Genomic DNA, 22,573 nt, shown 5'->3' with positions numbered 1-22,573 from the left:
ACCGCTTCGGCCCAGGCTCCATGTTCCGCATCGATTTCAACAAGCTGCGTTTCCTCATCTGCGACGACAATCCGCACATGCGCCGCATCCTGCGGACGCTGCTGCATTCCTTCGGCGCGCGCGAGGTCTACGAAGCCGAGGACGGCGCCACGGCGCTGGAAATGTACAGCCATTACGTGCCCGACATCGTCATCGCGGACTGGGCGATGCCGATCTTCGACGGGCTCGAGCTGGCGCAGATGATCCGGCAGCCGGACTCCAAGGGCAATCCCTACGCGCCGATCATCATGCTGACCGGCCATTCCGAGAAGCGCCGCGTCACCGTGGCGCGCGATGCCGGCGTCACCGAATTCCTGGCCAAGCCGATCTCGGCGAAGGGGCTCTACCAGCGCATCCTCAACGTGGTCGCCAGTCCCCGCCCCTTCATCAAGACCAAGACCTATTTCGGCCCGGACCGGCGCCGCAACACCATCTCCGCTTATATGGGTCCCGAGCGCCGCGTCGGCGAAAAGCACGAGGTGCTGCAGCAGCCTTCGCTGCTCGACAAGGCCCGCTCCTCCATCTAGCGCAACGTCTCTCACGGTCGAGGCCGATATCATGGCGAAGAACAGCGCAAGGGACATCAAGGTCACGGCCTTCGCCACGCATCAAATCATCACGCAGCCCAACCCGCTGCGTACGGTCCTGCGCCGTGTCGAAGAGAAGGACATGGACGATCCGGTCGGCCGGGCCGAACAGGCGCTCGCGGGCCTCGCCAGCGAGTTCAAGGACTGGATGGTGATCGAGATCAACCGGCTGTCGGCCGCCTACGTCGCCATCCGGCACAACGGCTTCACCAAGGACAGGCGCGACGAGCTCTTTCGCGCTGCGCACGACGTCAAGGGCGATGCCGCGACCTTCGGCTATCCGGCGGCGGCGGGAATTGCCGAGAGCCTGTGCCGCGTCATCGAGCATGCGCCAGATCTCGAAAAGGTGCCGGCCGAGCTGTTCACGCACCACATCAACGCCATCCTCGCCATCGTGCACGAGAACACCAAGCTCGACCACATCAGCGTCTCCGCCGAGCTCAGCCGGCGCCTGCGCAAGGTCGCCGACGACTATCTCGCCCAGGTCAACCGCGACCGCCCCGAGCATCTCGAGGTAATCCTGGCGCCGAGCATCGCGCCGGCGGAGTAGCCATAGGCGTCGTTCCGGCGAAGGCCGGAACCCATGACTACCAGCGGGAATTATTGCAAAAGGCGGCGGCCATCTCGCTTCAATTGCGAGACCTCGCGGTATGGGCCCCGGCCTTCGCCGGGGCGACACAAGCTACGATTCAGGCCGCGATCAGCTCGTCGTACCCCGGATCGACCGCCTCGTCCGCGACCAGCTCGTCGCAGAACAGCCTTGCCTCTTCGCGCGCGGATTCGGTGGCGAAGCGGCGCAGCAGGACCATCAGCGGCTCGGTGGCGCCGCGGTCGGTCTCGCAATGGGTGAGCACGCGCTCGACCATGCGCCGGCGCAGCCGCGCCGCATTGTCGTCGCTGTCGACAAAGCCTTGCTCGTGGCAAGCATCGAGCGCGACCTGGAATGCCGCAAACGTCGCCTCGGGAAGCCCGGCGCGGCGGAGCAACGCGTGCAGGCTGTTGCCGCCGCGATCGTGCAGCAGTGCGGTCACGCGCGCCAGCGGCAGATCGGCGAGTTCAGCCAGCGCCGCGTCGAACAAGTCGAGATTGCTCGACAGCAGCGCGCGCAGAACAAGACCCGCGGTGAGCTGGCCCGTGATGCGCAGGTGCCGGACAAGACCCTGCATGTCCTCGCCGCGCGAGCGCGCCGCGATGTTCATGGTGGAGCGGTCACGCGCCTCGGTCGCGATGCGCTCGGCGCGGTCGGCACTGAGCCAGTTCCGGGCCACGACGAATTGCGCCAGCGTCTCGGAGAGTTTCGCCACCAGCGCGGCGCGCGTGGCGGACGGCAGATCCTCCAGCACCAGCATCGCCTCGCGGATCGCGGCGAGATGGCCATGACGTTCGACGATGCGATCCCAGGAGAACAGCGCAAGCTCGGCATGAGGATTTTCGATCAGCTCGAGCGCTGCCGCCGCGCAGCCGACTTCGGCAATGGCGGCGCAGACCGATACCGGCAGCGCGATGCGGCGGGCGACCGCGCACTGCACTTCGTCGTTGCCGGTCGCGACGATGTCGACGAGATCGGCGTCGATCAGCAGCGGAGAATGTTCGAGCACCGGCAGCGCGACGGTCGGCTGGTCCGCCGACAGCGCCCGCACGATTGCGGCCGGCGCCTCGGTGCTGCGTGCAAACGCCTCGGCCATCGCCTGCCGCACCAGCGGCGAGGGATCGTCGAGCAGCATCAGAAGCGCGCCTTCGGCGGCAACCCGGTCGTCACGGGAAAGATCTGAGATCAGCCAGGCCCGGGCCAACGCCCGTGTCGCCTCGGCCCGCTCGCCGGCGGGCGCCGTCCTGATCCAATTGATGAACTGCCGAACGATCATGGTGCTTCCGGCTTAACGCAACGAAGACGAAGCGGTGACGGCTTGTCACCTGCAACACAAAATAAACCACGACGCTTAACAAAGCGTTCACCATAACCGTTTGGTTTTATTGACGTTTTGTTAATGGAACCGAAGCGCTTCGACAGCCGTCTGTGCGGCATGGGTCCCGGCTCTGCGGCGCATCGCTTACGCGTTGCGCCTTGTGCGGGACACGAGTGCAGATATTAGCTCGAGAACGTGCCGCTGCGATCGCTGAAGAGATCAAGCGGCTGCGGCGGCCGAACGTCGGGCGTTGCCGATGCGCCCGAGGTCGCGGGTGCGACCGAATTGAGCGAGGCATTGTTGCCCCACAATTTCTGCACGGTCGTCGAGACCGGCTGCGTTGCATCGCCGGGCTGATAGAGCGATCGAAACACTGGCGTGCTCGGCGCATTGTCCGCGACCGTCGTTGGCGCCATGGCGCTCGCCGGCGTCATCGCGCGTGTGTTTGGAAAGGTCTGGAGATAGGCGGCGTTGTCGATCACCGGCGCGACGGGCTGCACGCCGTTGGCGCTTGCGACCTGCGTGGTCGACGGCGTGTCGCCATACGCCGCCATCGCGCTGCGGGTCGATTTCGAATTTGCAGCGCCGGCATAGCGTGCATCCAGCACCGAATAGACCTCGGAGACGCTGCGGGCGCGGCCGTCCTTGGCGTAGAAGATCGAGCGGTTGGCGGATGCCGCATTGGGAAACAACCGCGCGCCAACGGCTTGCGGATTGTCCTCGGCATTGGCGATCAGCTTTGCGGCGCCGCCGACGCCCATGAAATGGGCCATGTAGAGTTCGCTGTCGCTCGGCCTGCGGCCAAGCAGTCCAGTAAGCTTGAAGCTGTTCGACTGCGTCAGCGCAGCCGCCATGCTGGATGCGGCCTCCGGATCGTCGCGCAGCTTCATGATCGATCGCTTCATCGCGGGATCATCGACGGTGTAGGTGCCCGACGAGGTCCTGGTGATGGCGTCGGAATAATTGCCATAGCCGAGCTGGGCGCCCGCCTCCTTCACCGTGCCGAGCCAGGTCTGGTCGATGAACTGGTAGAGCCCATGCGCCGACGATGTGGTGGCACCGGCGCTCGGATCGAAATCCGATTCCATCTTGGCGGTGGTCAGCATGTATTGGAAGCTGACGCCCGCGACGTTCGAGGCCTGCTTGATCGCACCGGCGACGCGTGCCCGCGACGGATCGAGAACCGCCGTCTGCGAGCCACTGGAATTGTCGACCGACATGATGAAGGGCCCGCCCCGCGCGGCGTTGAGCGGCGCCGGCAATTCGGCGCCCTGTCGTCTCACCGTGGGACAGGTATGGTTAATGCGGGGTTAATTCGGCCGCCAGCCCGCCTCCGCATGACGGCAGGACTATTTCTTGTAGACCGCGTCCGGATCGAACAGCCGCTCCGCATCGACGAAGACGAGCTTGGCGCCGCCGTCTTCGGCCTCGACCTTGCGATAGAAGCAGGAGCGTCGGCCAGTATGACACGCCGCGCCGATCTGCTCGACACGGAGCCAGACCGCGTCCTGGTCGCAATCGGTACGCATCTCGACCACGCGCTGGGTCTGACCCGACGTCTCACCTTTTCGCCACAAGGCATTGCGCGAGCGGCTGAAGTACCAGGCTTCGCCGGTCGCGATGGTCTTGCGCAACGCTTCGAGGTTCATGTGCGCGACCATCAGCACGTCGCCGGTCGCGACGTCGGTCGCGACGACGGTCACGAGGCCAGCGGCGTCGAACAGGGGCTGGAAGGACAGCCCTTCCTCGGTCTCATGGGAGTGAGCGGACACAACGCCCTCGCCGGTCAATTCGCGAGGTCAGCGCGTGCCTCGCACCAGGGACAGAAAACGAGCCTGCTCCGCCGGATTATCGCGGAACATGCCGGTGAAGCGGCTGGTGAAGGTGGAGGCGCCATGCTTGGCGACGCCGCGCACCGACATGCAGGTATGCTCAGCCTCGATCAGCACGGCAACGCCGCGCGGCTTGAGGACCTCGTCGATCGCCGCAGCGATCTGCGCGGTCATGTGCTCCTGGGTCTGGAGCCGGCGGGCGAAGATGTCGGTAAGGCGCGCAAGCTTCGACAGGCCGACCACGCGTTCCACCGGCGTGTAGGCGATGTGCGCCTTGCCGTAGAACGGCATCATGTGGTGCTCGCACTGCGAGGTGAACTCGATGTCGCGCACCAGCACGAAATCGTCATACCCGGCGGTCTCGCCGAAGGTCCGATCGAGCACCTCGGCCGGGCACTGGTGGTAGCCCTGGTAGAGCTCGTCGAAAGCCTCGACCACGCGGCGCGGTGTGTCGAGCAGGCCCTCGCGGTTGGTGTTCTCGCCAATATAAGCGAGCAGCGTCTTCACCGCCTGCTCGGCCTCGGCGCGCGCCGGGCGCGGCTGGTCGGCGCGGACGGCAGCCGCGAGGAATTCGGAAGGATCAAGCTCTGCCGGGCGGCTCTCGGGCTGCCGATCGGAGGGCTTGCTGGGGCGGATGGATTTGATTGTAGCGTCCATGTCTACTCCGTTCGACGGCCTTGCGGCCGGAGTGTCACCGGCAGACGGGGCGGCGAAGCCGCCGGACGCCTGTAGAGAACAGCTTTGACGAAAAAGGTCCTTGGGTCATCACGCTGGCAGCGCAGATCTGAAAGACCGCCAGCGCACCGCTGGGCTGTTTTTCCGCCAGTTCCAGCACTATATAGGACCATGGACGCCGCCCGCCAAGGCCGATCGGGTGAGGAAGTGCTGGACTCCATCACATGCTGAACGACATCTATAACAAGCGGATCATCGAACTAGCCGGGAATATTCCGCGACTCGGGCGATTGTCGGATCCCGATGCCACCGCGACCGCCCACTCCAAGCTGTGCGGCTCGACCGTGAAAATCGACCTCAAGATGGAGGGCGACAAGGTCACCGACTTCGCCCATGACGTGAAGGCCTGCGCGCTGGGCCAGGCCTCTTCATCCATCATGGCAAGTCAGATCGTCGGATCGACTGCGAGCGAACTCCGTGAGTTACGCGAAACTGTTCGCAAGATGCTGAAGGAGAACGGCGCGCCTCCTGAAGGCAAATGGGAAGAGATCAAATTCCTTGAGCCGGTCCGCGACTACAAGGCGCGCCACGCCTCGACGCTCCTGACCTTCGATGCGGTGGTCGATGCCATCGGTCAGGTCGAGGCCAAGGCCAAGCAGCCGGCTCCAGTGCAAGGCTGACTCCGGGCTCGTAGCCAGAGACCCCGGAAACGAAATCGGACATTCGAGGCTATTTCTGCGACGCCGCGCCCGGCTTGGCTACGCCGCCCGTCGGCACCAGGGCTTCCGCCGTCTTGGTCGACTTGGCAGGCTGCTCCGGTTCCGCGCCGAACCTCGCCTGCGTTTTCGGTGCAAGCTCCGCCATTGCCGGCGCTGAGATGTCCACATGCGGCAGCACGTCGGCCACGAGATCAGTGGTCACAAGATTGGTGAGCTTGAGCTCGCCTGCGTCGAGCTCGTGCAAATCTTCCCACGGCGGGACGCTGAGCGCGAGCGACAGCAGATCGCCGGCACCGCCCATGTCGAATGTGTATTTGGCGAGCCGACCGATGTCGCGCTCCACGATCATCAGGTCCTGCGCGCTGTAGCTCGCCGCCCTGGCATCGTCGGCGCGATCGCCCATCCAGATCTGGTGGACCCGGACATGGGCCGCGTCCGGCACGTAGCGCTTCTTGCCGGCCAGCAGCAGGAACACGCACATGGATTCGCAATAGGCCTCAGGCGCGACCGCCGGACGGGCCGACTGGCCGCCGCGGTTCTGAACGCTGATGCCGACCGTGGTCAAAAGTCCGAGATTGCGGAAGCGCCGGCCGAGCGTGATCGCGTCGTTGACGGAACCGCCGCTGGAATCGAGCACCACAGTGGCGCCGCCGAGCTGGCGTCCGCGAGAAAATTCCTCGAAATCCCTGGGCGTATCAGCGGTGATGATGCCGGTCGCGCTGACCCATCCGCGGCAATTCGGCTCGCAGGCGATCCAGCCAAACTTCATTGGCAGCTTGCGCTCTTCGAGGGCAACACCGGCTCGCGCCGACGACCCGAATGTGGCGACGGCGCCAGCGAGCATGACCCCACAGGCAGCGGCTCCCACCAGCAACCAGCCGCGAAGATTGAGCGCCCTCAGAAATTTCAAACCGATCCCTTCCCCAAGGCTCCTAAAGCGATTCAGGTAAGCCCTGCTCCGACGTTCCAATGAGTCTCACATGAACGTCACAAAAATGGTATCCGGGGGAATACAGATCGTCCACCGGTACTTGCTGCACTGCTCCCAAAAAGCACGTAAAATGTGGCGTACAAACAACAGCTTACAGTTCCCTGCGTCGGAACCGCGCATAACCTCGCTCACAATCGCAGCAAAGCGCCCATGAAGCATTCAGCCTGCGAGCACTGTTCCACTCCCGTCGCGGGCGCGTTCCGGCTACCGCGCAGATTCGGCCGCGCTCTGATCTGGCTGTACCGCCACACGCTCTCGCCGCTGGTTGGCTACAATTGCCGGCACCTGCCGACCTGCTCCATCTATGGCGACGAGGCGATCGAACGGTTCGGGCTCTGGGCTGGCGGCTGGATGACGCTCGCTCGCCTGATCCGCTGCAACCCGTTCGGTACCTCGGGCATCGACAACGTGCCCCTTACCGCACCACAAAGCGCGCGCTGGTATTTGCCGTGGCGTTACGCCCGCTGGCGCGGCGTCAACGCCCCTTAAGCAGGATGGAGCGCTGCCTTGAGTGGAACTGGAATGCTTCGTTCGCGTTGATGTGATGCTCCCACGGGAGGAAACAACAATGCGCTGGAAAATCAGCCCTCATTTTCACTTCAGCCTTGGGCTGGGTTCCCGGGGTGGTTCGAGAGGTCACGACCCCAGAACCCTTGACATGATCGCCATCATCGCCCTGCTGGTGCTCGTCGTCGGCTCCGGCTGGTACTTGGCGACGAGTATTGCAACGCCGCCCAGCACGACGGCGTTCATCGTACCGAGCCAGAGCGTTCACTGGTAATCAGCGGGACCAGAAAAAGCGTCCGAGCGGTGGTGGGATCGGCTCCGGCGGACGTGGCCGCTTCGGACGCGGCGGTTTCGCCGATGGCTCTGCGGATGAGGTCGTCTCCGCATCCGGCGCTGTGTCGCTTCCCGGTACCCTCACCGACAGCAGCAAGTTCGATTCATGCATGCGCCAGCGATAGCCGACGCCGAAATCGATCGGCTGGGCGCGCGTGAACAGGTTGGCGTAGCGCTCCTGATAGCGGCCGGGAAATTCGCTGATCGGCCCGAGGTAGCGGCCGAACGGGAAGAACCGCCATTGCCGCGCGTTGTAGCTGGAAAGCGGAATGCCGGAATCGTCCTGGATGATGGTCGCGCTGTTGGCAAGCAGCCAGTCGCGCGCGACGGTGAAATTGCCGGAGTGCAAGAGATAGGACGCGCTCTTGATCAGGCTGTTGCCGGGCCCGAGCGTCTCGCAGAACTTCAGGAAGCCCGCCGCGCGTGCACCTGAATTGGAGAGATCGGTCGAAAAATAATACAGGGTGCGCGCTTCGCCGTCGCTGCCGACGAAGGTGATGCGGGCGCCGCGCGTCGCGTTCGGTCCTGGATTGTCGTTGCCGACATGCATCCCGCCCTTGTCGTCGAGCGCGACCATCTCGACATTGCGGATGGTCTTGCCGGACCGGACCAGGAAGACATAGAGGATCGGCAAGGTGCCGTTGACCTGGTTGGTGTGCAGGTCGACTTTCATTTGCTTGGTGATGAAGAAGGAAAAATTCAGGATCGAGCCGAGCGATCGCTCGACATTGTAGAGCGCGGCGCCCACCGAACCGCGCGGCAGCCGCGTCAGGTCGGGCACCGCACCGACCGGCTCCAGCGCGCCGAGCACGTAGGTGCTGGCCTTCGAATAAAAGGCGTTGGCATAGAGGAAGTCGGGGCCGCTGAACAAATAGAACATGGTCGGCCTGGGTGCCGCCAGATTGACATCGGACCAGTTGCGGATCTTCGCGAGCTGACGCTGCTCGAGCTGAGCGAAGGCGCCGTCGAAGAACTTTGCGTGGCGCTGCCAGCCCGGGTCCTTCGTGAGCGGCACCAGCGGCGAATCCGCCGAAGGCTGCATGCCCGCGAGGAAGCGCGCGGTATCGTCGAAGGTTGCGTCGGCGGCACGCGCGGACGAAACGGCCGCAGCCAGCAAAGCGAGAGCGACGGCCGCAATTCTCATGGGTCGAAACATGTCTATTCGCGATGTGATGACGTGCCAGCGGCGACCGGCCGCCTGCGGAAAACAGCATAAATCAACAGGCCCGAGAGCATGACGAGCATTCCCGACAGCGACTGCAGGGGCCGCTCGGTCAAAAGGTAGTACATCATGAACGCGGTCACGAGCAGGAAAACGAGCGGTGTGAACGGGTATCCCCAGGCCCGATAGGGCCGCGACAAATCGGGATCGGTGATGCGCAGCTTGATGACGCCGGCGACCGTGAAGAACGAGCAGAACAGCAGCGCGAACTGGATGAAGTCGAGCACCGCCTCGAAACTGCGCGTGAACAGCAGCAGATTGGCGACGGCGAGCTGAAACAGGATGGCATAGGCCGGCGCGCCGCTCGTCGACTTGCGGGAGAACACACGCAGCGCCGGAATGTCCTCGCCCATCGTCATCATCACGCGCGGGCCGATCCACATCATCGCACTGATCGAGGAGATCAGGCCGAAGCAGATCATCGCGCCGACGATCCGGCCGCCAAGGTTGCCGAAGATCGCGCTGCCGGCGACGCTGGCGACGTCGAGCTGACCCGCGAGCGCGCCGACCGGCGTAGAATAGAGAAACACCGCATTCAGCGCGACGTACAGCACGAGCACGATCAGCGTGCCCGCGAGCAGTGCACGCGGCAGGTCCCGCTGCGGCATGTTCATCTCGCCGATGATGTAGGTCGCGGCATTCCAGCCCGAAAACGAGTACATCACGAACACAAGCCCGATCGCGAAGGGGGCGCTGACGATGTGTGCGAGGTCACCAGCCTGCGGGGTGAAGGCGATTGGCTGCGGGGTGCCAATGATGAAGCCGGCAACCAGGAAGGCCACAATCAGTACGACCTTCAGGATGGTCGAGATCAACTGGAAGGTCGAGGAGTGCCTGACGCCGGTCAGTTGCACGAGCGAGACGAGCCACACCACGGCGATGGCAAGCGGGATCGGCGGCACACCGGGCACGACCGATTTGGCGTATTCGCCGAACGCCATTGCGGCGAGCGCGACGGGTGCTGCAAAGCCAACCGTCGCCGACACCCAGCCCGCGAGAAAGCCGAAGGCGGGGTGATAGGTGCGGCCGAGGAAATTGTATTCGCCGCTGGAGCGCGGAAACATCGCGCCGAGTTCGCTGTAGGCGAACACCCCGCACAGCGCGACAAGGCCGCCGACGGTCCACAGCAAGAGGATCGAGAAGCCCGAGGGGATCTCCTTGACCTGAAAGCCGAGGCTGGTGAAGACGCCGACCCCGATCATGTCGGCAACGACGATGGCGGTTGCGACCAGAACGGAGACTCCCGACCCGCTTCCGGTCAGCCGGCCGGTCCAGGCCGCGGTACCCGCATCTGATGCCGTCATCGGGGTCCTCAACCTCAGGCGTCATGCCTCGTGGGAAGCATCGTGCAGTTCGAGCCAGTCAATTCAAGCAGGGTTAACAAGGGTTAAATGAGGCGGGCTAAATCGGTACTCGGGCACCCTTGCTGCGCGGTCTTGGGCAATAAACCTGCGCAAACACCGGGATGTCCCGTCTCCTTTCCCCACAATCGCGACACGATTACGTGGTCCTTTTGACCGTTCCGGATGTGGGGAAGTTTCTCCGGACACTTAACGTCGCCTAAACGCCCATCGGCTCAGTTGTCTTAATGATTGCCGATGGACTTGTGGTCATGACTTGGGGTCATGGGTGGATGGTCGGGGCCGTTCCGAAACTGAAAGCTGACATTCGTGCCGACCGGACGACGTCCGGCGCGCGCGGTCGTGCGCTCCGGATGGCTCTGATCTCAGCCTCGGTGCCGCTGTCGCTCACATTGATTCAATGCGGCAAAGCGCCCAATCCGGCGGCGCTCGCGGCGAACTCGCAGGCCAACGTCCAGATCGTTGCGAAGACAAATCAGCAGGTCGCAAGCAGCGACACGTTCGAGGATCGCTTCCCGGCCCCGCAGTTCACGGAGCGCTTCCCGTCCGCAAGCGAGGGTTTTCTGCAACGGCAGATGTCGGACTTCTCGCCCAAGCGCGCCGTGCAGCAGCCACAACCGGAGCAGGCGCCCTACAGGATCGCTTCGCTCGCGCCGCAGGCCCCCTACCAGCCTCCGGTGCGCGAGGACCTGACGACGCTCGTCAGCATGAAGTCGTCAGCATTCCCCTATTTCGGCAACAACCCCGCCTCCGACTCGCCGTTCCTCAACATCGCCAAGGGCGACCGCCGCGGCCACCGCAGCTATTCCGGGCGCGTGTTCTGGCAGGACGAGACCTACAGCGACAACCGCGTGCTGATGCACGTGCCCGAACATTTCGACGTGCGTAAGCCAGGCGTGATCGTGGTGTTCTTCCACGGCAACGGCGCAACGCTTGAGCGTGACGTGCGCGACCGGCAGCTGGTGCCGCAGCAGGTCACCGATTCCGGCGCCAACGCCATCCTGCTTGCTCCGCAAATGGCGGTGGACGCCGCCGATTCCAGCGCCGGCAAGTTCTGGCAGGCGGGCGGCCTCAAGCGCTTCCTGGAGGAGTCTGCGAACCATCTGGCCCGGCTCACCGGCGATCCCAACAGCGCGCGCGCCTTCGCCAATATGCCGATCGTGATCGTCGGCTACAGCGGCGGCTTCCTGCCGACGGCCTGGAGTCTCGAGGTCGGCGGCATCAGCGACCGCGTCCGCGGCGTCGTGCTGCTCGACGCCGTCTACGGCGAAATGGACAAGTTCGCCTCATGGATCGAGAGCCACCGCTCCGGCTTCTTCGTCAGCTCCTACACCCGCTACACCGCGCGGCGCGACCGCGAGCTGATGAGCACGCTGCGGCAGAAAGGCATCAGCGTCTCCGAAGACATGGACGGACCGTTGCGTCCCGGCAGCGTGGTGTTCGTCGAAACCGGTGACGGCATCACCCATCGCGACTATGTGACCCGTGCCTGGACGCGGGACCCGCTCAAGGACGTGCTGGTGAAAATGTCAGCGACGCCATCACTCGCACTGACGCGCGTGGCCTCCACCAATCCATCCCCGTCGAGTCGCTGATCAGCGACTAACCGTCCGGCTCGAACCGCAGCTCGTTGGCCTCAGGTTTTGGGCAGCTTCGGAATGCTCTCGGCAAAGCCGTTGAAGCAGGCCAGCCGCTCGTCCTCTTCCTTGAAGAATCGGCAATCGGCGTAGCCCTTGGCCTTCGGCGGCTTCGGCTTCGGCGTTGGCGCGATCACCGCGTCGTAGCAGTTGAGCCGGTCCTTGGTGCCGTCATCGAGGTCGAGGCAGGCCTGGAGCCGCGCCGCGATCGATTGTGGCTTGCCCTTCGGCGCCGCGGCCGGCTTGGCAGCTGCCTCTTTGATCCCGGCCTTGGGCCCCTTGGGCTTGACCTGCACCAACGGCTTGTCCCCCACCATCGGTGGTGGCTTGTCGGCTTGCGCAAACGCGGAGGCTGAATAGAGCACCGCGGCAACCGCCAGAATCATCCTCATTTCAGTCAACTCTCTTTGGTCCCCATACCTCGCGTTCTAGCGCCCCGGCGCGCGGTTTGCCAAGCGCCTTGCGCACACGAAAACGCTTCCGTTCAGGCCGGGGCGGCGGTTGCCGGCCGGGGCCGGGTCAGGACTACCAGGATCAGCGCCAGCACGACGAAACCGACCGCGACGAAGCCGAGCGTATGCAGGAGCTCGCGGGCGAACAGCAGTCCGCCGACGGCAGAGCCGACAGCCTGGCCGATATAGAGGACTGAGGTGTTGAGTGCGACGGTCGCCGATGCCAGCGACGGTGCGGCCGAGACCAGCCGCACCTGCTGCATCGAATTGGTCGAGGCAAAGCCGAGGCCCCAGATCGCGACCGCACCCGCCATCAATGCGAGCGTGCCGGCACTGAGCGCCCAGCCCGTGATCCCCGCAAGCAGCAGGCAGGTGAACAGCAGCGAGGTGCGATAGGGTCCCGAGGTGTCGACGATGCGGGTCGCGATGACAACGCCGAGGAAGCCGCAGACGCCATAGAGAGCGAACACCATGCCGATCGCATCGGGCCCGGCGCCGGTCAGCTTCTTGAGCAGCGGGCCCATGAAGGTGAACACCACGAACTGCCCGGCCATCTGCAGCATCGTGATCGCAAGCAGCAGCAGGATCGTCCTGTCGCGGCCGACGGCGCTCCAGGTCGTCAGGTCCACCGGCGTGCCCTTCAAGCCCGCCGGCAGCCGGATCAGCAACAGCAGGAAGCTGATGCAGCCGAGCGCGCCGATCCCGCCATAGGCGGCGCGCCAGCCATAGCGGCTGGCGATGAAGGTGATCAGCGGCAGGCCGACGGCGGCAGCGAGTGACCAGCCGAGAAAGATGTAGGCGATCGTGCTGCCGCGACGCTCCACCGGCACGATCAGTGCCGCCGTGCCGGCGGCCTGCGGCGTGTAGAGCGCGCCGACCGCGAGCATCGCCAGGCGGATGACAAGGAGGCTCGTGTAGTCGGGCGCAAATGCCGATGCGAGATTGCCAAAGGCGAGCACCGCCAGCGTCGTGGTGAGCAGCGTCCGGCGCTCGATCCGGCTGGTGAGCCAGGCCGTCAGCGGCGATCCGATGCACAGGATGATGGCGCCGAAGGTGATCAGGAGCGCGGCCGCGTGGATGCTGACGTCGAGTCCCGTCGCCAATTCCGGCAGCATGCCCGCCGGTGCCAATACCGAGCAGCCGGTGACGAGATTGCCGAGCATCAGGGCAGTAGGCGCGAAACGGCCGGCGGGTGCATTTTCCATGCAGATGCATGTAGAGCAGACCTGCGACCGGTTAAAGGGCGTCGCCCGGAATAGTTCGTGCGGCGCCCCGGCTTTTGCGCGCCAGTTTCTTGGAAATGCCGGATTGCGCAGGCCGAATCGCCTGATATATCGCTCGTTCCCGCTTACCTGCGCTCGTTCGCAGGAGTGAGCCTCAGGAGACATGCAATGACCGACCAGCCTAAGGACCAATCCAGGTCCGAACAAGCCAAGGCCGAACAGACCAAGGCCGAACAAGCCAAATCCGAATCCGGCTTCCAATACAGCCTCAGCAATTTGAGACCCGTGACCCCACCGGAAAAAATCACTCTCACCTTCCCGGACGGCGCCCGGCGTGAATATGCCAAGAGCATCACCGGCCTCGAGATCGCCAAGGGCATTTCGCCGTCGCTGGCCAAGCGCACGGTCGCGATGGCGCTCGACGGCGTGGTCTCCGACCTCGACGATCCCATTGAAGCCGATGCCAAGCTCGAGCTGATCAACCGCGACGATCCGCGCGCGCTCGAGTTGATCCGCCACGACTGCGCCCACGTGCTCGCCGAAGCCGTGCAGACGCTGTGGCCGGGCACGCAGGTCACCATCGGTCCCGTGATCGAGAACGGCTTCTATTACGATTTCTTCCGCAACGAGCCGTTCACGCCGGAAGACTTTGCCGCAATCGAGAAAAAGATGCGCGAGCTCATCGCGCGCGACAAGCCTTTTACGAAAGAGGTTTGGGATCGCGAAAAAACCAAACAGGTGTTCCGCGACAAGGGCGAGGCGTTCAAGGTCGAGCTGGTCGACGCCATCCCCGGCAACGAGCCGATCAAGATCTACTATCAGGGCGACTGGTTCGATCTCTGCCGCGGCCCGCACATGACCTCGACCGGCAAGGTCGGCAACGCCTTCAAGCTGATGAAGGTGGCCGGCGCCTATTGGCGCGGCGACAGCAACAACCCGATGCTGACCCGCATCTACGGCACGGCGTTCGCCAAGCAGGAGGACCTCGACGCTTATCTGAAGCAGATCGAGGAAGCCGAAAAGCGCGACCATCGCAAGCTCGGGCGCGAGCTCGACCTCTTCCATTTCCAGGAGGAAGGTCCGGGCGTCGTGTTCTGGCACGCCAAGGGCTGGACCATCTTCCAGCAGCTGATCGCCTATATGCGCCGACGCCTGAGCGGCGACTACAGCGAGGTCAACGCGCCGCAGATCCTCGACAAGTCGCTGTGGGAGACCTCCGGCCATTGGGGCTGGTACCGCGAGAACATGTTTGCGGCGCAGTCGGCCGGCGACGAAGCCGAAGACAAGCGCTGGTTTGCGCTGAAGCCAATGAACTGCCCAGGCCACGTGCAGATCTTCAAGCACGGATTGAAGAGCTACCGCGATTTGCCGCTGCGGCTCGCCGAGTTCGGCGTGGTGCACCGCTATGAGCCGTCCGGCGCCATGCACGGCTTGATGCGCGTGCGCGGCTTCACCCAGGACGACGCGCATATCTTCTGCATGGAGGATCAGCTCGCCGACGAGTGCCTGAAGATCAACGAGCTGATCCTGTCGACTTACGCCGATTTCGGCTTCACCGGCGATCTCACGGTGAAGTTGTCGACCCGGCCGGAGAAACGCGTCGGCACCGACGCGATGTGGGATCACGCCGAGCGCGTGATGGCCACCGTGCTGCGCGAGATCCAGACGCAGAACAATCACATCAAGACCGAGATCAATCCGGGCGAAGGCGCCTTCTACGGGCCGAAGTTCGAATATGTGCTGCGCGACGCCATCGGCCGCGACTGGCAATGCGGCACCACGCAGGTCGACTTCAACCTGCCGGAAAGGTTCGGTGCGTTCTACATCGACCACGACAGCGGCAAGAAGCCGCCGGTGATGGTGCACCGCGCGATCTGCGGTTCGATGGAGCGCTTCATCGGCATCCTGATCGAGCACTATGCCGGCAACTTCCCGCTTTGGCTGTCGCCGGTGCAGGTGGTGGTCACCACCATCACGTCGGAGGCCGACGAATACGCCAAGCAGGTTCTGGAGCAGGTCCGGCGTGCGGGACTTCGGGCCGAGATCGACCTGCGCAACGAAAAGATCAACTACAAGGTCCGCGAGCATTCCCTGGCCAAGATTCCGGCACTGCTCGTGGTCGGCAAGAAAGAGGCCGAGACACAGTCGGTCTCGATCCGGCGGCTCGGCAGCGACGGCCAGAACGTGACCACGACGGTGGAGGCGCTCGCCGCCCTCGTCGACGAGGCGACCCCGCCGGATGTGAAGCGGGCGCGTGGCGCGGCCTGATTCCTGAAATCGATCTAAACCCGCTTTCGGTTGCGGGCGTGCATGCTTATCTCGGCATGGCACGCCCGACGACCAGCCGAAGAGGATATCGCAGTGCCTGACGCCATCGAACTCCTGAAGACCCGCCGCTCGGTCAAGCCGCGCGAGATGTCCGGACCCGGGCCCTCCCCGGCCGAGCTCGAGACCATCCTCACCATCGGCTCGCGCGTGCCCGACCATGGCAAGCTTGCGCCCTGGCGCTTCATCATTTTCGAGGACGATGCGCGTCAGCGCGCCGGCGAGGTGATCGCAAAGGTGTTTGCCCGGAAGAATCCCGGCGCGCCTGCCGCCGATGTCGAGACCGAGCGCAAGCGCCTCACGGATGCGCCGCTGGTGATCGGCATCGTCAGCTTCACCAAGCCGCATCCGAAGGTGCCGGCCTTCGAGCAGGAATTGTCGGCCGGCGCCAGCGTCATGAACATCGTCACGGCCGCGACCGCGCTCGGCTACGGCGCCTGCTGGCTGACCGGCTGGTTCTCGTTCGATCGCGACGTGCTGGATGGCCTCGGCCTCAAGCCGGACGAGAAGCTCGCCGGCTTCGTCCATATCGGCACCCCGACCAAGCCGAGCGAAGACCGTCCGCGACCGGTCCTTTCTGAAATCGTGACGCGATTTTAATCGAAGGCGTGTTGACGCCTTCGACGTCTTGCGGCTTTGATCCCGGCGAGGGAGGAAGCCCGGATGAAGCGTCGTGAATTTCTGGTCGGAGCCGCGCTGCTGGCCGGCACGATGGCGCGGAGCCGCGCCGCCGATATCGCCGCTCCGTCGTCCGACGGGCTCGACAGCATCACAAAGTATTTTGACAACGAGGTGACGAGCGGCCGGCTGCCGGGCGCCGTGGTCCTGGTGCAGCAGCACGGCAAGCCGGTCTATCTGAAGAATTTTGGCGTGCGCGACACCAGAACGGGTCTCGCGATGACGCCCGATACGATCTTCGCCATCCATTCGATGACCAAGCCGGTCACGTGCCTCGGCGCGATGATGCTGATCGACGAGGGCAAGCTTGCGCTCACCGACCCGGTGTCGAAATACATTCCTCTCTTTGCCGACACCAAGGTGGGACTGGAGGTCACCAATCCCGACGGCACGTTGCATCTGGATCTCGTGGCCCCGGTCCGTCCCGTCAACATCGAGGATCTGCTGCGGCACACCTCGGGCATCAGCTACGATTATATCGGCGGCAAATGGGTCGAGCAGGCCTACAAGGCTGCCGACATCTTCGAAGGTCAATTCAACAACAGGGAATTCGCCCAACGCATCGCAAAGCTGCCGCTGGCGCGGCAGCCGGGAACGCTGTGGCGCTACGGTCATTCCACCGACGTGCTCGGCAGCGTCATCGAGATCATCTCGGGCCAGACGTTGTACGAATTCCTCAAGCAGCGCATCCTCGATCCGCTCGGCATGAGCAGCACCAAATTCGCGCTGGCGAGCGCGGACGAGCTCGCTCGGATGGCGCGGCCGCTGCCCAATGACTTCATTCTGCTTGCCGCCGAGCGCGACCGCCTCGACCATCCCGAATGGCAATCCGGGGGCGGCGGGCTGCTCTCGACCATCACCGACTATCAGCGTTTCTCGCAGATGCTGCTCAACGGCGGCGAGTTCGAGGGCAAGCGCTATCTGAGCCCCGCGGCTTTCAAAGCCATGACCACGGATCACGTCGGACCCGGCTCCGGCGTTGGACGCGATTATTTCTATTTTCCGGGCGACGGCTTCGGTTATGGCTATGGCCTTGCGGTGCGGACCGATCCCGGCAACGCCAAACCGCCGCCGCCGGGCTCGCTCGGCGAGTTGAAATGGGACAGTGGCAGCGGCACCTATTTCGGGGTCGATCCCAAGCTCGACATGGTCTACCTTCTGATGCAGCAAACCCAGAACGAGCGCAGCCGCATCACGCCTGCCTTCAAGGCGCTGGTCTATGACTGTTATCCGTCCGAGTTACGCCGCCCGTGAAGCACGCTGGCCGAAATCGGCGAGCAGCTTTGCGATCTCGGCGCCGCAATGACGAACTGTGACGACAACGCTCGTCTTTCTCGTGTCCCGGACGCGGTGCGGCACGCAGTGACGCTCCGCGGAGCCGGGATCCAGGAAGCCGCGCCGTTCGCTGTTGCATGGGCCCCGGCTCTGCAGCGCACCGCGAAGAGGCGCTGCGCTGCGTCCGGGGCACGAGATCGTTGTTGAATAACTGACATGGGCTTGCATCCTCGCGGCGTGTTTCGCCCGAGCTTTGCTTCGTCGCTTCACCCTCAATTGAAAGAGGGTGCAGGGAAGACCGGGAGCCGGCTGGCTCCTATTGATCCGCTATGCCAAGGGCAGATTGCGCTACATTGCACAGCGGGAAACAGGGCAACCGGAGCATCCCGGCCTTCCCTGCGCAATGGTTGGAACGGCTTATGTCGTGTTCTCCCCGGGGAGCGATGCACTATTGCCCCCGTCGCCCTGCGGATGGCTGATGCGTGTGCCCGGTTGGGCTGCACACATCACCGCAAGACTTGGCGCACAGACCCCGGGCGCCAGGACGACACGATTTGGCCGTACGCCGATCACACCGGTCGTGCGCGCGACGCCTTCGCTCACGGCTCTCCGCCCTGCGAAACCATTCGCGCCGATGTGATCCACGTCCACCGCCGCCCGGCCCGCGTTCGTGACGATCGCGATACGCCCTCTTCCTTGGGCCGGAGTGAGCGGAAGATACGATAATTCCGAATTCTGTAAAGGCGAATATTTTTACGCCTGCCCGTTGACCGACAATTTGTGTGTGTTGCCCGACAGGCACCGCAAGGTCTCGCGTAGCCCAGGATGAGCGAAGCGACCTCGCGGCGCGGCAGGCTGTAGAGGCGCGCATCGGTCAGAAGCTCGACAATTACCTTGGGATGGCGTTTGCCGAAGGCGGCTATCGCCGGTGAGAGCATCACCGTCCCGAACCAGTCCGACGACGACAGGCGCAGCAAGCCGTCGAGCTGCGTCTCCGCGCCGGACGCGCGCCGCTCCAAAGCGAGCGCCTCCTCTTCAATCCGCTCGGCATGGCGCAGCACGGCTGTGCCCTCGTCGGTCAGCACGAAACCATCCGTCGTGCGCCGGAACAGCGTCTGTCCGAGCGACTGTTCGAGCGCAATGCCCGGCACTTCACACTGGAGAACGTCGGCAATGCCTATGCGCTGATCCGCGATCACGCGGCGCAGGGCAAGCTCGTCGTCGACATCTGACGGCGCTCGCAGAGACGTTTCGGAGCCCGGAGGGAGCGAATCCGGGCTACGGAGCTGTGCCTGCCGCTAGTCCTCGCTGGGGGCCGCGGAGCGGTTGCGCAGATGGGCCTGCGACAACAGGAAGAACAATGCGCGCTCGCCATGATATTTGGCGGACGGCCGGGAGCGCTCGAAGCCATCGGCAAATATCTTGCCGGCGTGGTCGCACACCCGCCACCGCCAGCCAAACCGCTTTCGTCTGGTGAGGATCACTTCGAACATGCCGACGAGCTTGGTCCCCTGCTCCTTGCCGGTCTCGCAGACGCACGAGCCTGTTCCGGCCCCCCGTTAGAGGGATGCCCGACATATAACGCAGCAGGATGGAAAGCGAATAAAATTGATTATCGGAAACAGGTATCTTGCACCGGCTGTGAGGAAGTCGAGACGCTTCCGGAATAAGCGGATGGTGCCGGTGTTGATCGGCGCGTAGCGAAAAGTATCTGCTTCCCGCACGCGCGACGCGACTGGCGGTACTAAGATATGGGACATTCGTGCGCTGAATGAGAAGCGTTCGCCAAGCGCACGAACGACAGCGTCGGCCGCATGCGGGATCCCGCTTAAGCGCTAACGCGCGACGACTTCCACTTCGCCGTCGACGCCGTTGACGACGTTGAAGCCGCGCTCGTAGACCTTGCCCTCGTTCTTGGCGATGGCGCGGTATTCGCCTTCGGAGAGCACCACGCGCGGGAAGGCGCCGATCGATTCCTTGATGACGTCGCCGCCCGGGGTCAGCACCGACCAGGCGGTGTTGGCGAGCGCCTCGCCCCCTCTGTCGCTGACCAGCTTGAGCGTGATGACGGCGGCGCGGTGGGTGATGGTGACGTCGGTGAGCTTGCTGGCCTGGACGCGGATGTCCGAGCGCACCACCGAATTGGCGTCGCCGTAGTTCGAGATGATGTAGTAGGTGCCTTCCGGCAGCAGCACGACGTCGCCGGCGGCGACGTTCGGCACCAGGGAGGCGCGCTCGCCGGATTCGAACTGGCTGCCCTTGTAGATCGCGAACGATATCTGGTTCTGCGGAATGCGGCTGGTGCCGACCCGGCCCTCGATGCGCAAGCCGCCGGCCGGCAGCACGAATGATTCGCGGTCGGTCTCGGCCTTCAGGCTGACGGTGCGCACCGCGCTGACGAGGCCAAAGGCAACGTGCACGACGTAATTGCCGGGCGGCAGCACGATGTTGGGCGTGGCGTTGCGGTCCTCGCGGATCAGCTTGAAGGTGCCGTTCTCGTCGGGACGATCGGCAAACACGCGCCAGACCAGGCCGCTGGTGATCGGCGGGGTGTCCTTGCCGTATTTCGCGGTCAGCGACAGTACGCCCTGTCCGGGGACGGCCGCGTTGAGGGGCGCGGCGGACGGCACGGTCGTGACCGCGGGCGGCGGCATGCTGGGCGTGGTCGGCTGCATGAGGGTCGGCGGCAGGCTCGGAGGTCCGGCACCCGGGCCGGAGGGCGGCGCCAGGCTGACGGCGCCGCCGGGGTCCGGCACCGAAGCGGGCGGCACCGGCGGCGGACGATCAGAGAAAAGCTGCGCCCGCGCAGCGTTTTGGCCGAGAGTATAGAGGCAGGCAGCAAGGATCAGCATCGGCAGCAGCGATGCGCCGCGCCGCCATCCGATGATGCCGTCACCCCCGAGAGTCATGCCACCTGCTTTTCACCGAAAACGCGGCAAATTCAAGCCTCCGAAACCCCAAGAAATACGGCCCAATCCGGTTTTGGAACCCGGTTGACGCCCGCGCGATTACCCCACACGCAACCGCCCGTCGCCATACTCCTGCCCCGTGTCCTTCCCAAACCGGCATAAACCATGCTCCGGCCCGGTTCTGGCGGAGCGCGAGTGCGGCGTCTAATCTGATGGCAGGTCCAGGCGTAGGAGAGTTTCGGTGCTGGATATATTGAAGGGTCGGGGTTCGAACGGCGAGAAGGTCGGCGAAAAGGTCGGCCTCGGCAGCATCCGCCGGCCGGTGATTGGCCTAGCCCTCGGCGGCGGCGCCGCGCGCGGCTTCGCCCATATCGGAATCCTGAGAACCCTCTTGGCCAATGGCATCGTGCCTGACGTGGTGGTCGGTACCTCGATCGGCGCGGTGGTCGGCGGCCTCCATGCGGCCGGCCGGCTCGATACGCTGGAGGAGTGGGGGCGCAGTCTGCAAGGTATGCGCAACATCCTCGGCTATCTCGACATCCGTCTCAATGGCTCCGGCCTGATCGGCGGCGAGAAGCTTGCAACGCGACTTGAGGAGGCGGTCGGCCAGACCCTGATCGAAGATCTTCCGATCAAGTTCGCGAGCGTCGCGACCGAGGTCCGCACCGGCCACGAAATCTGGCTGACGCGCGGCCGCGTGGTCGACGCGATGCGTGCCTCCTATGCGCTGCCCGGCATCTTCTCTCCGGTCCTGATCGGGGATCGCTGGCTGGTCGACGGCGCATTGGTGAACCCGGTGCCGGTCTCGGCCGCCCGCGCGCTCGGCGCCGAAATCGTCGTCGCTGCAAATCTTTCCAGCGACATCTTCACCTATTCGACGACGGTCTATTCGCACGGCGCGATGCCTGAACCGGTCGTTCCTGCGGCCGAAGAGACGACGTCAAAGCGGCGCTTCCCGAGATTCTTCTCGCCCGAAAAAACGGTGAAGCGCGAATTCTTCGGCGGCGGCAGCGCCCGGCCCGGCCTCTCTTCGGTGATGGTCGATGCCTTCAACATCATGCAGGACCGCATCACCCGCGCCCGCCTCGCCGGCGATCCGCCCGATATGCTGATCACACCGCGGGTCGGCCATTTCGGCTGGTTCGACTTCCACCGCTCCGAGGACCTCATCGCCCTGGGCACCCGCGCCGCCGAGCGAGCGCTGGAGTCCATCCAAGAGGCAATCCACGAGCTGGCGCCGACGCCCGAGAGCACCGCGCCCAAAGCCGACCAGCAGGACTGATCAGGCCGTCTTGATGTAATCGCGCAAGGCTTCCTGCTCGGACTCGTATTCCTGCACCCGGCGCTTGACGATGTCGCCGATCGAGATCAGGCCCACCACCTTGCCGCTGTCGATCACGGGCAGATGCCGGAACTTGCCGGTGGTCATCACCTCCATGAGCTCGGCGACCGTGTCGGTCTCCTTGCAGGTGACGACCTTGCGGGTCATGACCTGAGAAACCGGCTCCTCGAGCGCGCCGGCGCCGCGCTCGCCGATCACCCGCACGATGTCACGCTCCGACAGGATGCCTTCGAGCCGGCTCTGGTTCATCACCAGCACCGCGCCGATCTTCTTCTCACCGAGCAGCTTGACCGCGGCCGCCAGCTTCGCGTCCGGCTCGACGCTCATGACCTGGTGGCCCTTGTTGTTGAGAATCGAACGTACCGTCATTGCCGCCTCCCTGAATCCGAACCGCCCGCTTTTCGCGGTTGGACTTGTTCATCGAGCCTTCAACCAACAGACTTGGAGTCTTCAACTAACAGTCTTGAACTAACAGTCCTGAACTAGACAGGCTTGGCGCCGGTTTCACCCTCAGGCGCTTGTCGAAGCATTGCCTCTACGGGCTTGTCGCTTCGGAACA

The 22,573-nt window shown here is 64.3% G+C and carries 22 protein-coding genes and 1 pseudogene; 10 read left to right on the top strand and 13 right to left on the bottom strand.

Annotated features, from left to right (window positions below; genetic code table 11):
* Positions 1-20: 20 nt before the first annotated feature.
* Both ABIB06_RS28090 and ABIB06_RS28085 read left to right on the top strand, forming a co-directional pair.
* On the top strand, positions 21-566 hold the full coding sequence (locus tag ABIB06_RS28090; protein ID WP_354046494.1) for a response regulator: 546 nt from the start codon (positions 21-23) through the stop codon (positions 564-566).
* A gap of 31 nt (positions 567-597) precedes the next feature.
* A complete protein-coding gene (locus ABIB06_RS28085; protein WP_354046493.1) occupies positions 598-1,176 on the top strand; it encodes an Hpt domain-containing protein in 579 nt (192 codons plus the stop codon).
* Positions 1,177-1,315: 139 nt separating this feature from the next.
* Here the strand turns inward: ABIB06_RS28085 and ABIB06_RS28080 are convergent, their stop codons facing one another.
* The 4 genes from ABIB06_RS28080 to folE all read right to left on the bottom strand — a co-directional run bounded on the left by ABIB06_RS28080 (position 1,316) and on the right by folE (position 5,022).
* Entirely contained in the window at positions 1,316-2,491 is a 1,176-nt protein-coding gene (locus ABIB06_RS28080; RefSeq protein ID WP_354046491.1) for a DUF2336 domain-containing protein, read from the bottom strand.
* Between the two features lie 224 nt (positions 2,492-2,715).
* A complete protein-coding gene (locus ABIB06_RS28075) occupies positions 2,716-3,795 on the bottom strand; it encodes a lytic transglycosylase domain-containing protein (RefSeq protein WP_247443410.1) in 1,080 nt (359 codons plus the stop codon).
* 87 nt (positions 3,796-3,882) lie between these two features.
* Positions 3,883-4,305, bottom strand: a complete 423-nt coding sequence (gene hisI, locus ABIB06_RS28070; RefSeq protein ID WP_354046489.1) for a phosphoribosyl-AMP cyclohydrolase — start codon at positions 4,303-4,305, stop codon at positions 3,883-3,885.
* A 27-nt stretch (positions 4,306-4,332) separates the two neighbouring features.
* Positions 4,333-5,022: a GTP cyclohydrolase I FolE gene (gene folE, locus ABIB06_RS28065; RefSeq protein WP_247353176.1), complete on the bottom strand. Its 690-nt coding sequence runs from the start codon at positions 5,020-5,022 to the stop codon at positions 4,333-4,335.
* A 242-nt stretch (positions 5,023-5,264) separates the two neighbouring features.
* Here folE and ABIB06_RS28060 point away from each other — a divergent pair, with 242 nt between their 5' ends.
* Positions 5,265-5,720 carry an iron-sulfur cluster assembly scaffold protein gene (locus ABIB06_RS28060; RefSeq protein WP_247353174.1) on the top strand — a complete coding sequence of 152 codons (456 nt, stop codon included), beginning with the start codon at positions 5,265-5,267 and terminating at the stop codon, positions 5,718-5,720.
* 49 nt (positions 5,721-5,769) lie between these two features.
* On the opposite strand, the gene ABIB06_RS28055 is transcribed toward ABIB06_RS28060, so the two are convergent.
* On the bottom strand, positions 5,770-6,669 hold the full coding sequence (locus ABIB06_RS28055) for a COG3904 family protein (protein ID WP_354046487.1): 900 nt from the start codon (positions 6,667-6,669) through the stop codon (positions 5,770-5,772).
* Positions 6,670-6,900: 231 nt separating this feature from the next.
* Here ABIB06_RS28055 and yidD point away from each other — a divergent pair, with 231 nt between their 5' ends.
* Both yidD and ABIB06_RS28045 read left to right on the top strand, forming a co-directional pair.
* Positions 6,901-7,239, top strand: coding sequence for a membrane protein insertion efficiency factor YidD (yidD, locus tag ABIB06_RS28050; protein ID WP_354046486.1), 339 nt, complete (start codon positions 6,901-6,903; stop codon positions 7,237-7,239).
* Positions 7,240-7,318: 79 nt separating this feature from the next.
* Positions 7,319-7,531: a hypothetical protein gene (locus ABIB06_RS28045; protein WP_354046484.1), complete on the top strand. Its 213-nt coding sequence runs from the start codon at positions 7,319-7,321 to the stop codon at positions 7,529-7,531.
* Here the strand turns inward: ABIB06_RS28045 and ABIB06_RS28040 are convergent, their stop codons facing one another.
* Together ABIB06_RS28040 and ABIB06_RS28035 are read right to left on the bottom strand one after the other, a co-directional pair.
* Positions 7,532-8,746 (bottom strand): hypothetical protein, encoded by a 1,215-nt coding sequence (locus ABIB06_RS28040; RefSeq protein ID WP_354046482.1) that lies wholly within the window; start codon positions 8,744-8,746, stop codon positions 7,532-7,534. It abuts the gene before it with no gap.
* 2 nt (positions 8,747-8,748) lie between these two features.
* A complete protein-coding gene (locus tag ABIB06_RS28035) occupies positions 8,749-10,116 on the bottom strand; it encodes an APC family permease (protein ID WP_354046480.1) in 1,368 nt (455 codons plus the stop codon).
* Between the two features lie 329 nt (positions 10,117-10,445).
* Between ABIB06_RS28035 and ABIB06_RS28030 the strand changes: the two genes are divergently transcribed.
* On the top strand, positions 10,446-11,768 hold the full coding sequence (locus ABIB06_RS28030; protein ID WP_354046567.1) for an alpha/beta hydrolase: 1,323 nt from the start codon (positions 10,446-10,448) through the stop codon (positions 11,766-11,768).
* A 41-nt stretch (positions 11,769-11,809) separates the two neighbouring features.
* Here ABIB06_RS28030 and ABIB06_RS28025 read toward each other — a convergent pair whose 3' ends face one another.
* Both ABIB06_RS28025 and ABIB06_RS28020 read right to left on the bottom strand, forming a co-directional pair.
* On the bottom strand, positions 11,810-12,202 hold the full coding sequence (locus tag ABIB06_RS28025) for a hypothetical protein (protein WP_354046478.1): 393 nt from the start codon (positions 12,200-12,202) through the stop codon (positions 11,810-11,812).
* A gap of 92 nt (positions 12,203-12,294) precedes the next feature.
* A complete protein-coding gene (locus ABIB06_RS28020; RefSeq protein ID WP_354046477.1) occupies positions 12,295-13,467 on the bottom strand; it encodes an MFS transporter in 1,173 nt (390 codons plus the stop codon).
* 186 nt (positions 13,468-13,653) lie between these two features.
* Between ABIB06_RS28020 and thrS the strand changes: the two genes are divergently transcribed.
* The 3 genes from thrS (at position 13,654) to ABIB06_RS28005 (ending at position 17,742) form a co-directional block, all read left to right on the top strand.
* Complete coding sequence (gene thrS, locus ABIB06_RS28015; protein ID WP_354046475.1) at positions 13,654-15,753, top strand: threonine--tRNA ligase; 2,100 nt, start codon at positions 13,654-13,656, stop codon at positions 15,751-15,753.
* A gap of 93 nt (positions 15,754-15,846) precedes the next feature.
* Positions 15,847-16,410 (top strand): nitroreductase family protein, encoded by a 564-nt coding sequence (locus ABIB06_RS28010; RefSeq protein WP_354046473.1) that lies wholly within the window; start codon positions 15,847-15,849, stop codon positions 16,408-16,410.
* A gap of 63 nt (positions 16,411-16,473) precedes the next feature.
* Positions 16,474-17,742 carry a serine hydrolase domain-containing protein gene (locus ABIB06_RS28005; protein WP_354046471.1) on the top strand — a complete coding sequence of 423 codons (1,269 nt, stop codon included), beginning with the start codon at positions 16,474-16,476 and terminating at the stop codon, positions 17,740-17,742.
* A gap of 860 nt (positions 17,743-18,602) precedes the next feature.
* Here the strand turns inward: ABIB06_RS28005 and ABIB06_RS28000 are convergent.
* The 3 genes and pseudogenes from ABIB06_RS28000 to ABIB06_RS27990 all read right to left on the bottom strand — a co-directional run.
* Positions 18,603-18,902, bottom strand: a pseudogene (locus ABIB06_RS28000) (LysR family transcriptional regulator); the annotation flags it as partial.
* A gap of 159 nt (positions 18,903-19,061) precedes the next feature.
* Entirely contained in the window at positions 19,062-19,256 is a 195-nt protein-coding gene (locus ABIB06_RS27995; protein WP_247443313.1) for a hypothetical protein, read from the bottom strand.
* A gap of 342 nt (positions 19,257-19,598) precedes the next feature.
* Positions 19,599-20,672: an RgsD C-terminal domain-containing protein gene (locus ABIB06_RS27990; RefSeq protein WP_354046469.1), complete on the bottom strand. Its 1,074-nt coding sequence runs from the start codon at positions 20,670-20,672 to the stop codon at positions 19,599-19,601.
* Positions 20,673-20,913: 241 nt separating this feature from the next.
* Here ABIB06_RS27990 and ABIB06_RS27985 point away from each other — a divergent pair, with 241 nt between their 5' ends.
* Positions 20,914-21,954, top strand: a complete 1,041-nt coding sequence (locus ABIB06_RS27985) for a patatin-like phospholipase family protein (RefSeq protein WP_247443312.1) — start codon at positions 20,914-20,916, stop codon at positions 21,952-21,954.
* Here the strand turns inward: ABIB06_RS27985 and ABIB06_RS27980 are convergent, their stop codons facing one another.
* Positions 21,955-22,383, bottom strand: coding sequence for a CBS domain-containing protein (locus tag ABIB06_RS27980; RefSeq protein WP_247443311.1), 429 nt, complete (start codon positions 22,381-22,383; stop codon positions 21,955-21,957). It abuts the gene before it with no gap.
* Between the last annotated feature and the right edge of the window lie 190 nt (positions 22,384-22,573).

The sequence above is a fragment of the Bradyrhizobium sp. LB8.2 genome (assembly GCF_040548035.1).
In the GTDB taxonomy this organism is placed as follows: Bacteria; Pseudomonadota; Alphaproteobacteria; order Rhizobiales; family Xanthobacteraceae; genus Bradyrhizobium.
The sequence above is the reverse complement of the archived record's forward strand: the minus strand, read 5'-3'. Positions and strand labels throughout refer to the sequence as shown.

Bases quoted from the DNA above. Each gene is read 5' to 3' on its own strand.
- ABIB06_RS28005 (WP_354046471.1), top strand. From the start codon at position 16,474: ATGAAGCGTCGTGAATTTCTGGTCGGAGCCGCGCTGCTGGCCGGCACG.
- thrS (WP_354046475.1), top strand. From the start codon at position 13,654: ATGACCGACCAGCCTAAGGACCAATCCAGGTCCGAACAAGCCAAGGCC.
- ABIB06_RS28040 (WP_354046482.1), bottom strand. From the start codon at position 8,746: ATGTTTCGACCCATGAGAATTGCGGCCGTCGCTCTCGCTTTGCTGGCT.
- ABIB06_RS27995 (WP_247443313.1), bottom strand. From the start codon at position 19,256: ATGTTCGAAGTGATCCTCACCAGACGAAAGCGGTTTGGCTGGCGGTGG.
- ABIB06_RS28090 (WP_354046494.1), top strand. From the start codon at position 21: ATGTTCCGCATCGATTTCAACAAGCTGCGTTTCCTCATCTGCGACGAC.
- ABIB06_RS28020 (WP_354046477.1), bottom strand. From the start codon at position 13,467: ATGGAAAATGCACCCGCCGGCCGTTTCGCGCCTACTGCCCTGATGCTC.
- ABIB06_RS27980 (WP_247443311.1), bottom strand. From the start codon at position 22,383: ATGACGGTACGTTCGATTCTCAACAACAAGGGCCACCAGGTCATGAGC.
- ABIB06_RS28025 (WP_354046478.1), bottom strand. From the start codon at position 12,202: ATGAGGATGATTCTGGCGGTTGCCGCGGTGCTCTATTCAGCCTCCGCG.
- ABIB06_RS27990 (WP_354046469.1), bottom strand. From the start codon at position 20,672: ATGACTCTCGGGGGTGACGGCATCATCGGATGGCGGCGCGGCGCATCG.
- ABIB06_RS28045 (WP_354046484.1), top strand. From the start codon at position 7,319: ATGCGCTGGAAAATCAGCCCTCATTTTCACTTCAGCCTTGGGCTGGGT.
- ABIB06_RS28035 (WP_354046480.1), bottom strand. From the start codon at position 10,116: ATGACGGCATCAGATGCGGGTACCGCGGCCTGGACCGGCCGGCTGACC.
- folE (WP_247353176.1), bottom strand. From the start codon at position 5,022: ATGGACGCTACAATCAAATCCATCCGCCCCAGCAAGCCCTCCGATCGG.
- yidD (WP_354046486.1), top strand. From the start codon at position 6,901: ATGAAGCATTCAGCCTGCGAGCACTGTTCCACTCCCGTCGCGGGCGCG.
- ABIB06_RS28030 (WP_354046567.1), top strand. From the start codon at position 10,446: ATGGTCGGGGCCGTTCCGAAACTGAAAGCTGACATTCGTGCCGACCGG.
- ABIB06_RS28060 (WP_247353174.1), top strand. From the start codon at position 5,265: ATGCTGAACGACATCTATAACAAGCGGATCATCGAACTAGCCGGGAAT.
- ABIB06_RS28080 (WP_354046491.1), bottom strand. From the start codon at position 2,491: ATGATCGTTCGGCAGTTCATCAATTGGATCAGGACGGCGCCCGCCGGC.
- ABIB06_RS28085 (WP_354046493.1), top strand. From the start codon at position 598: ATGGCGAAGAACAGCGCAAGGGACATCAAGGTCACGGCCTTCGCCACG.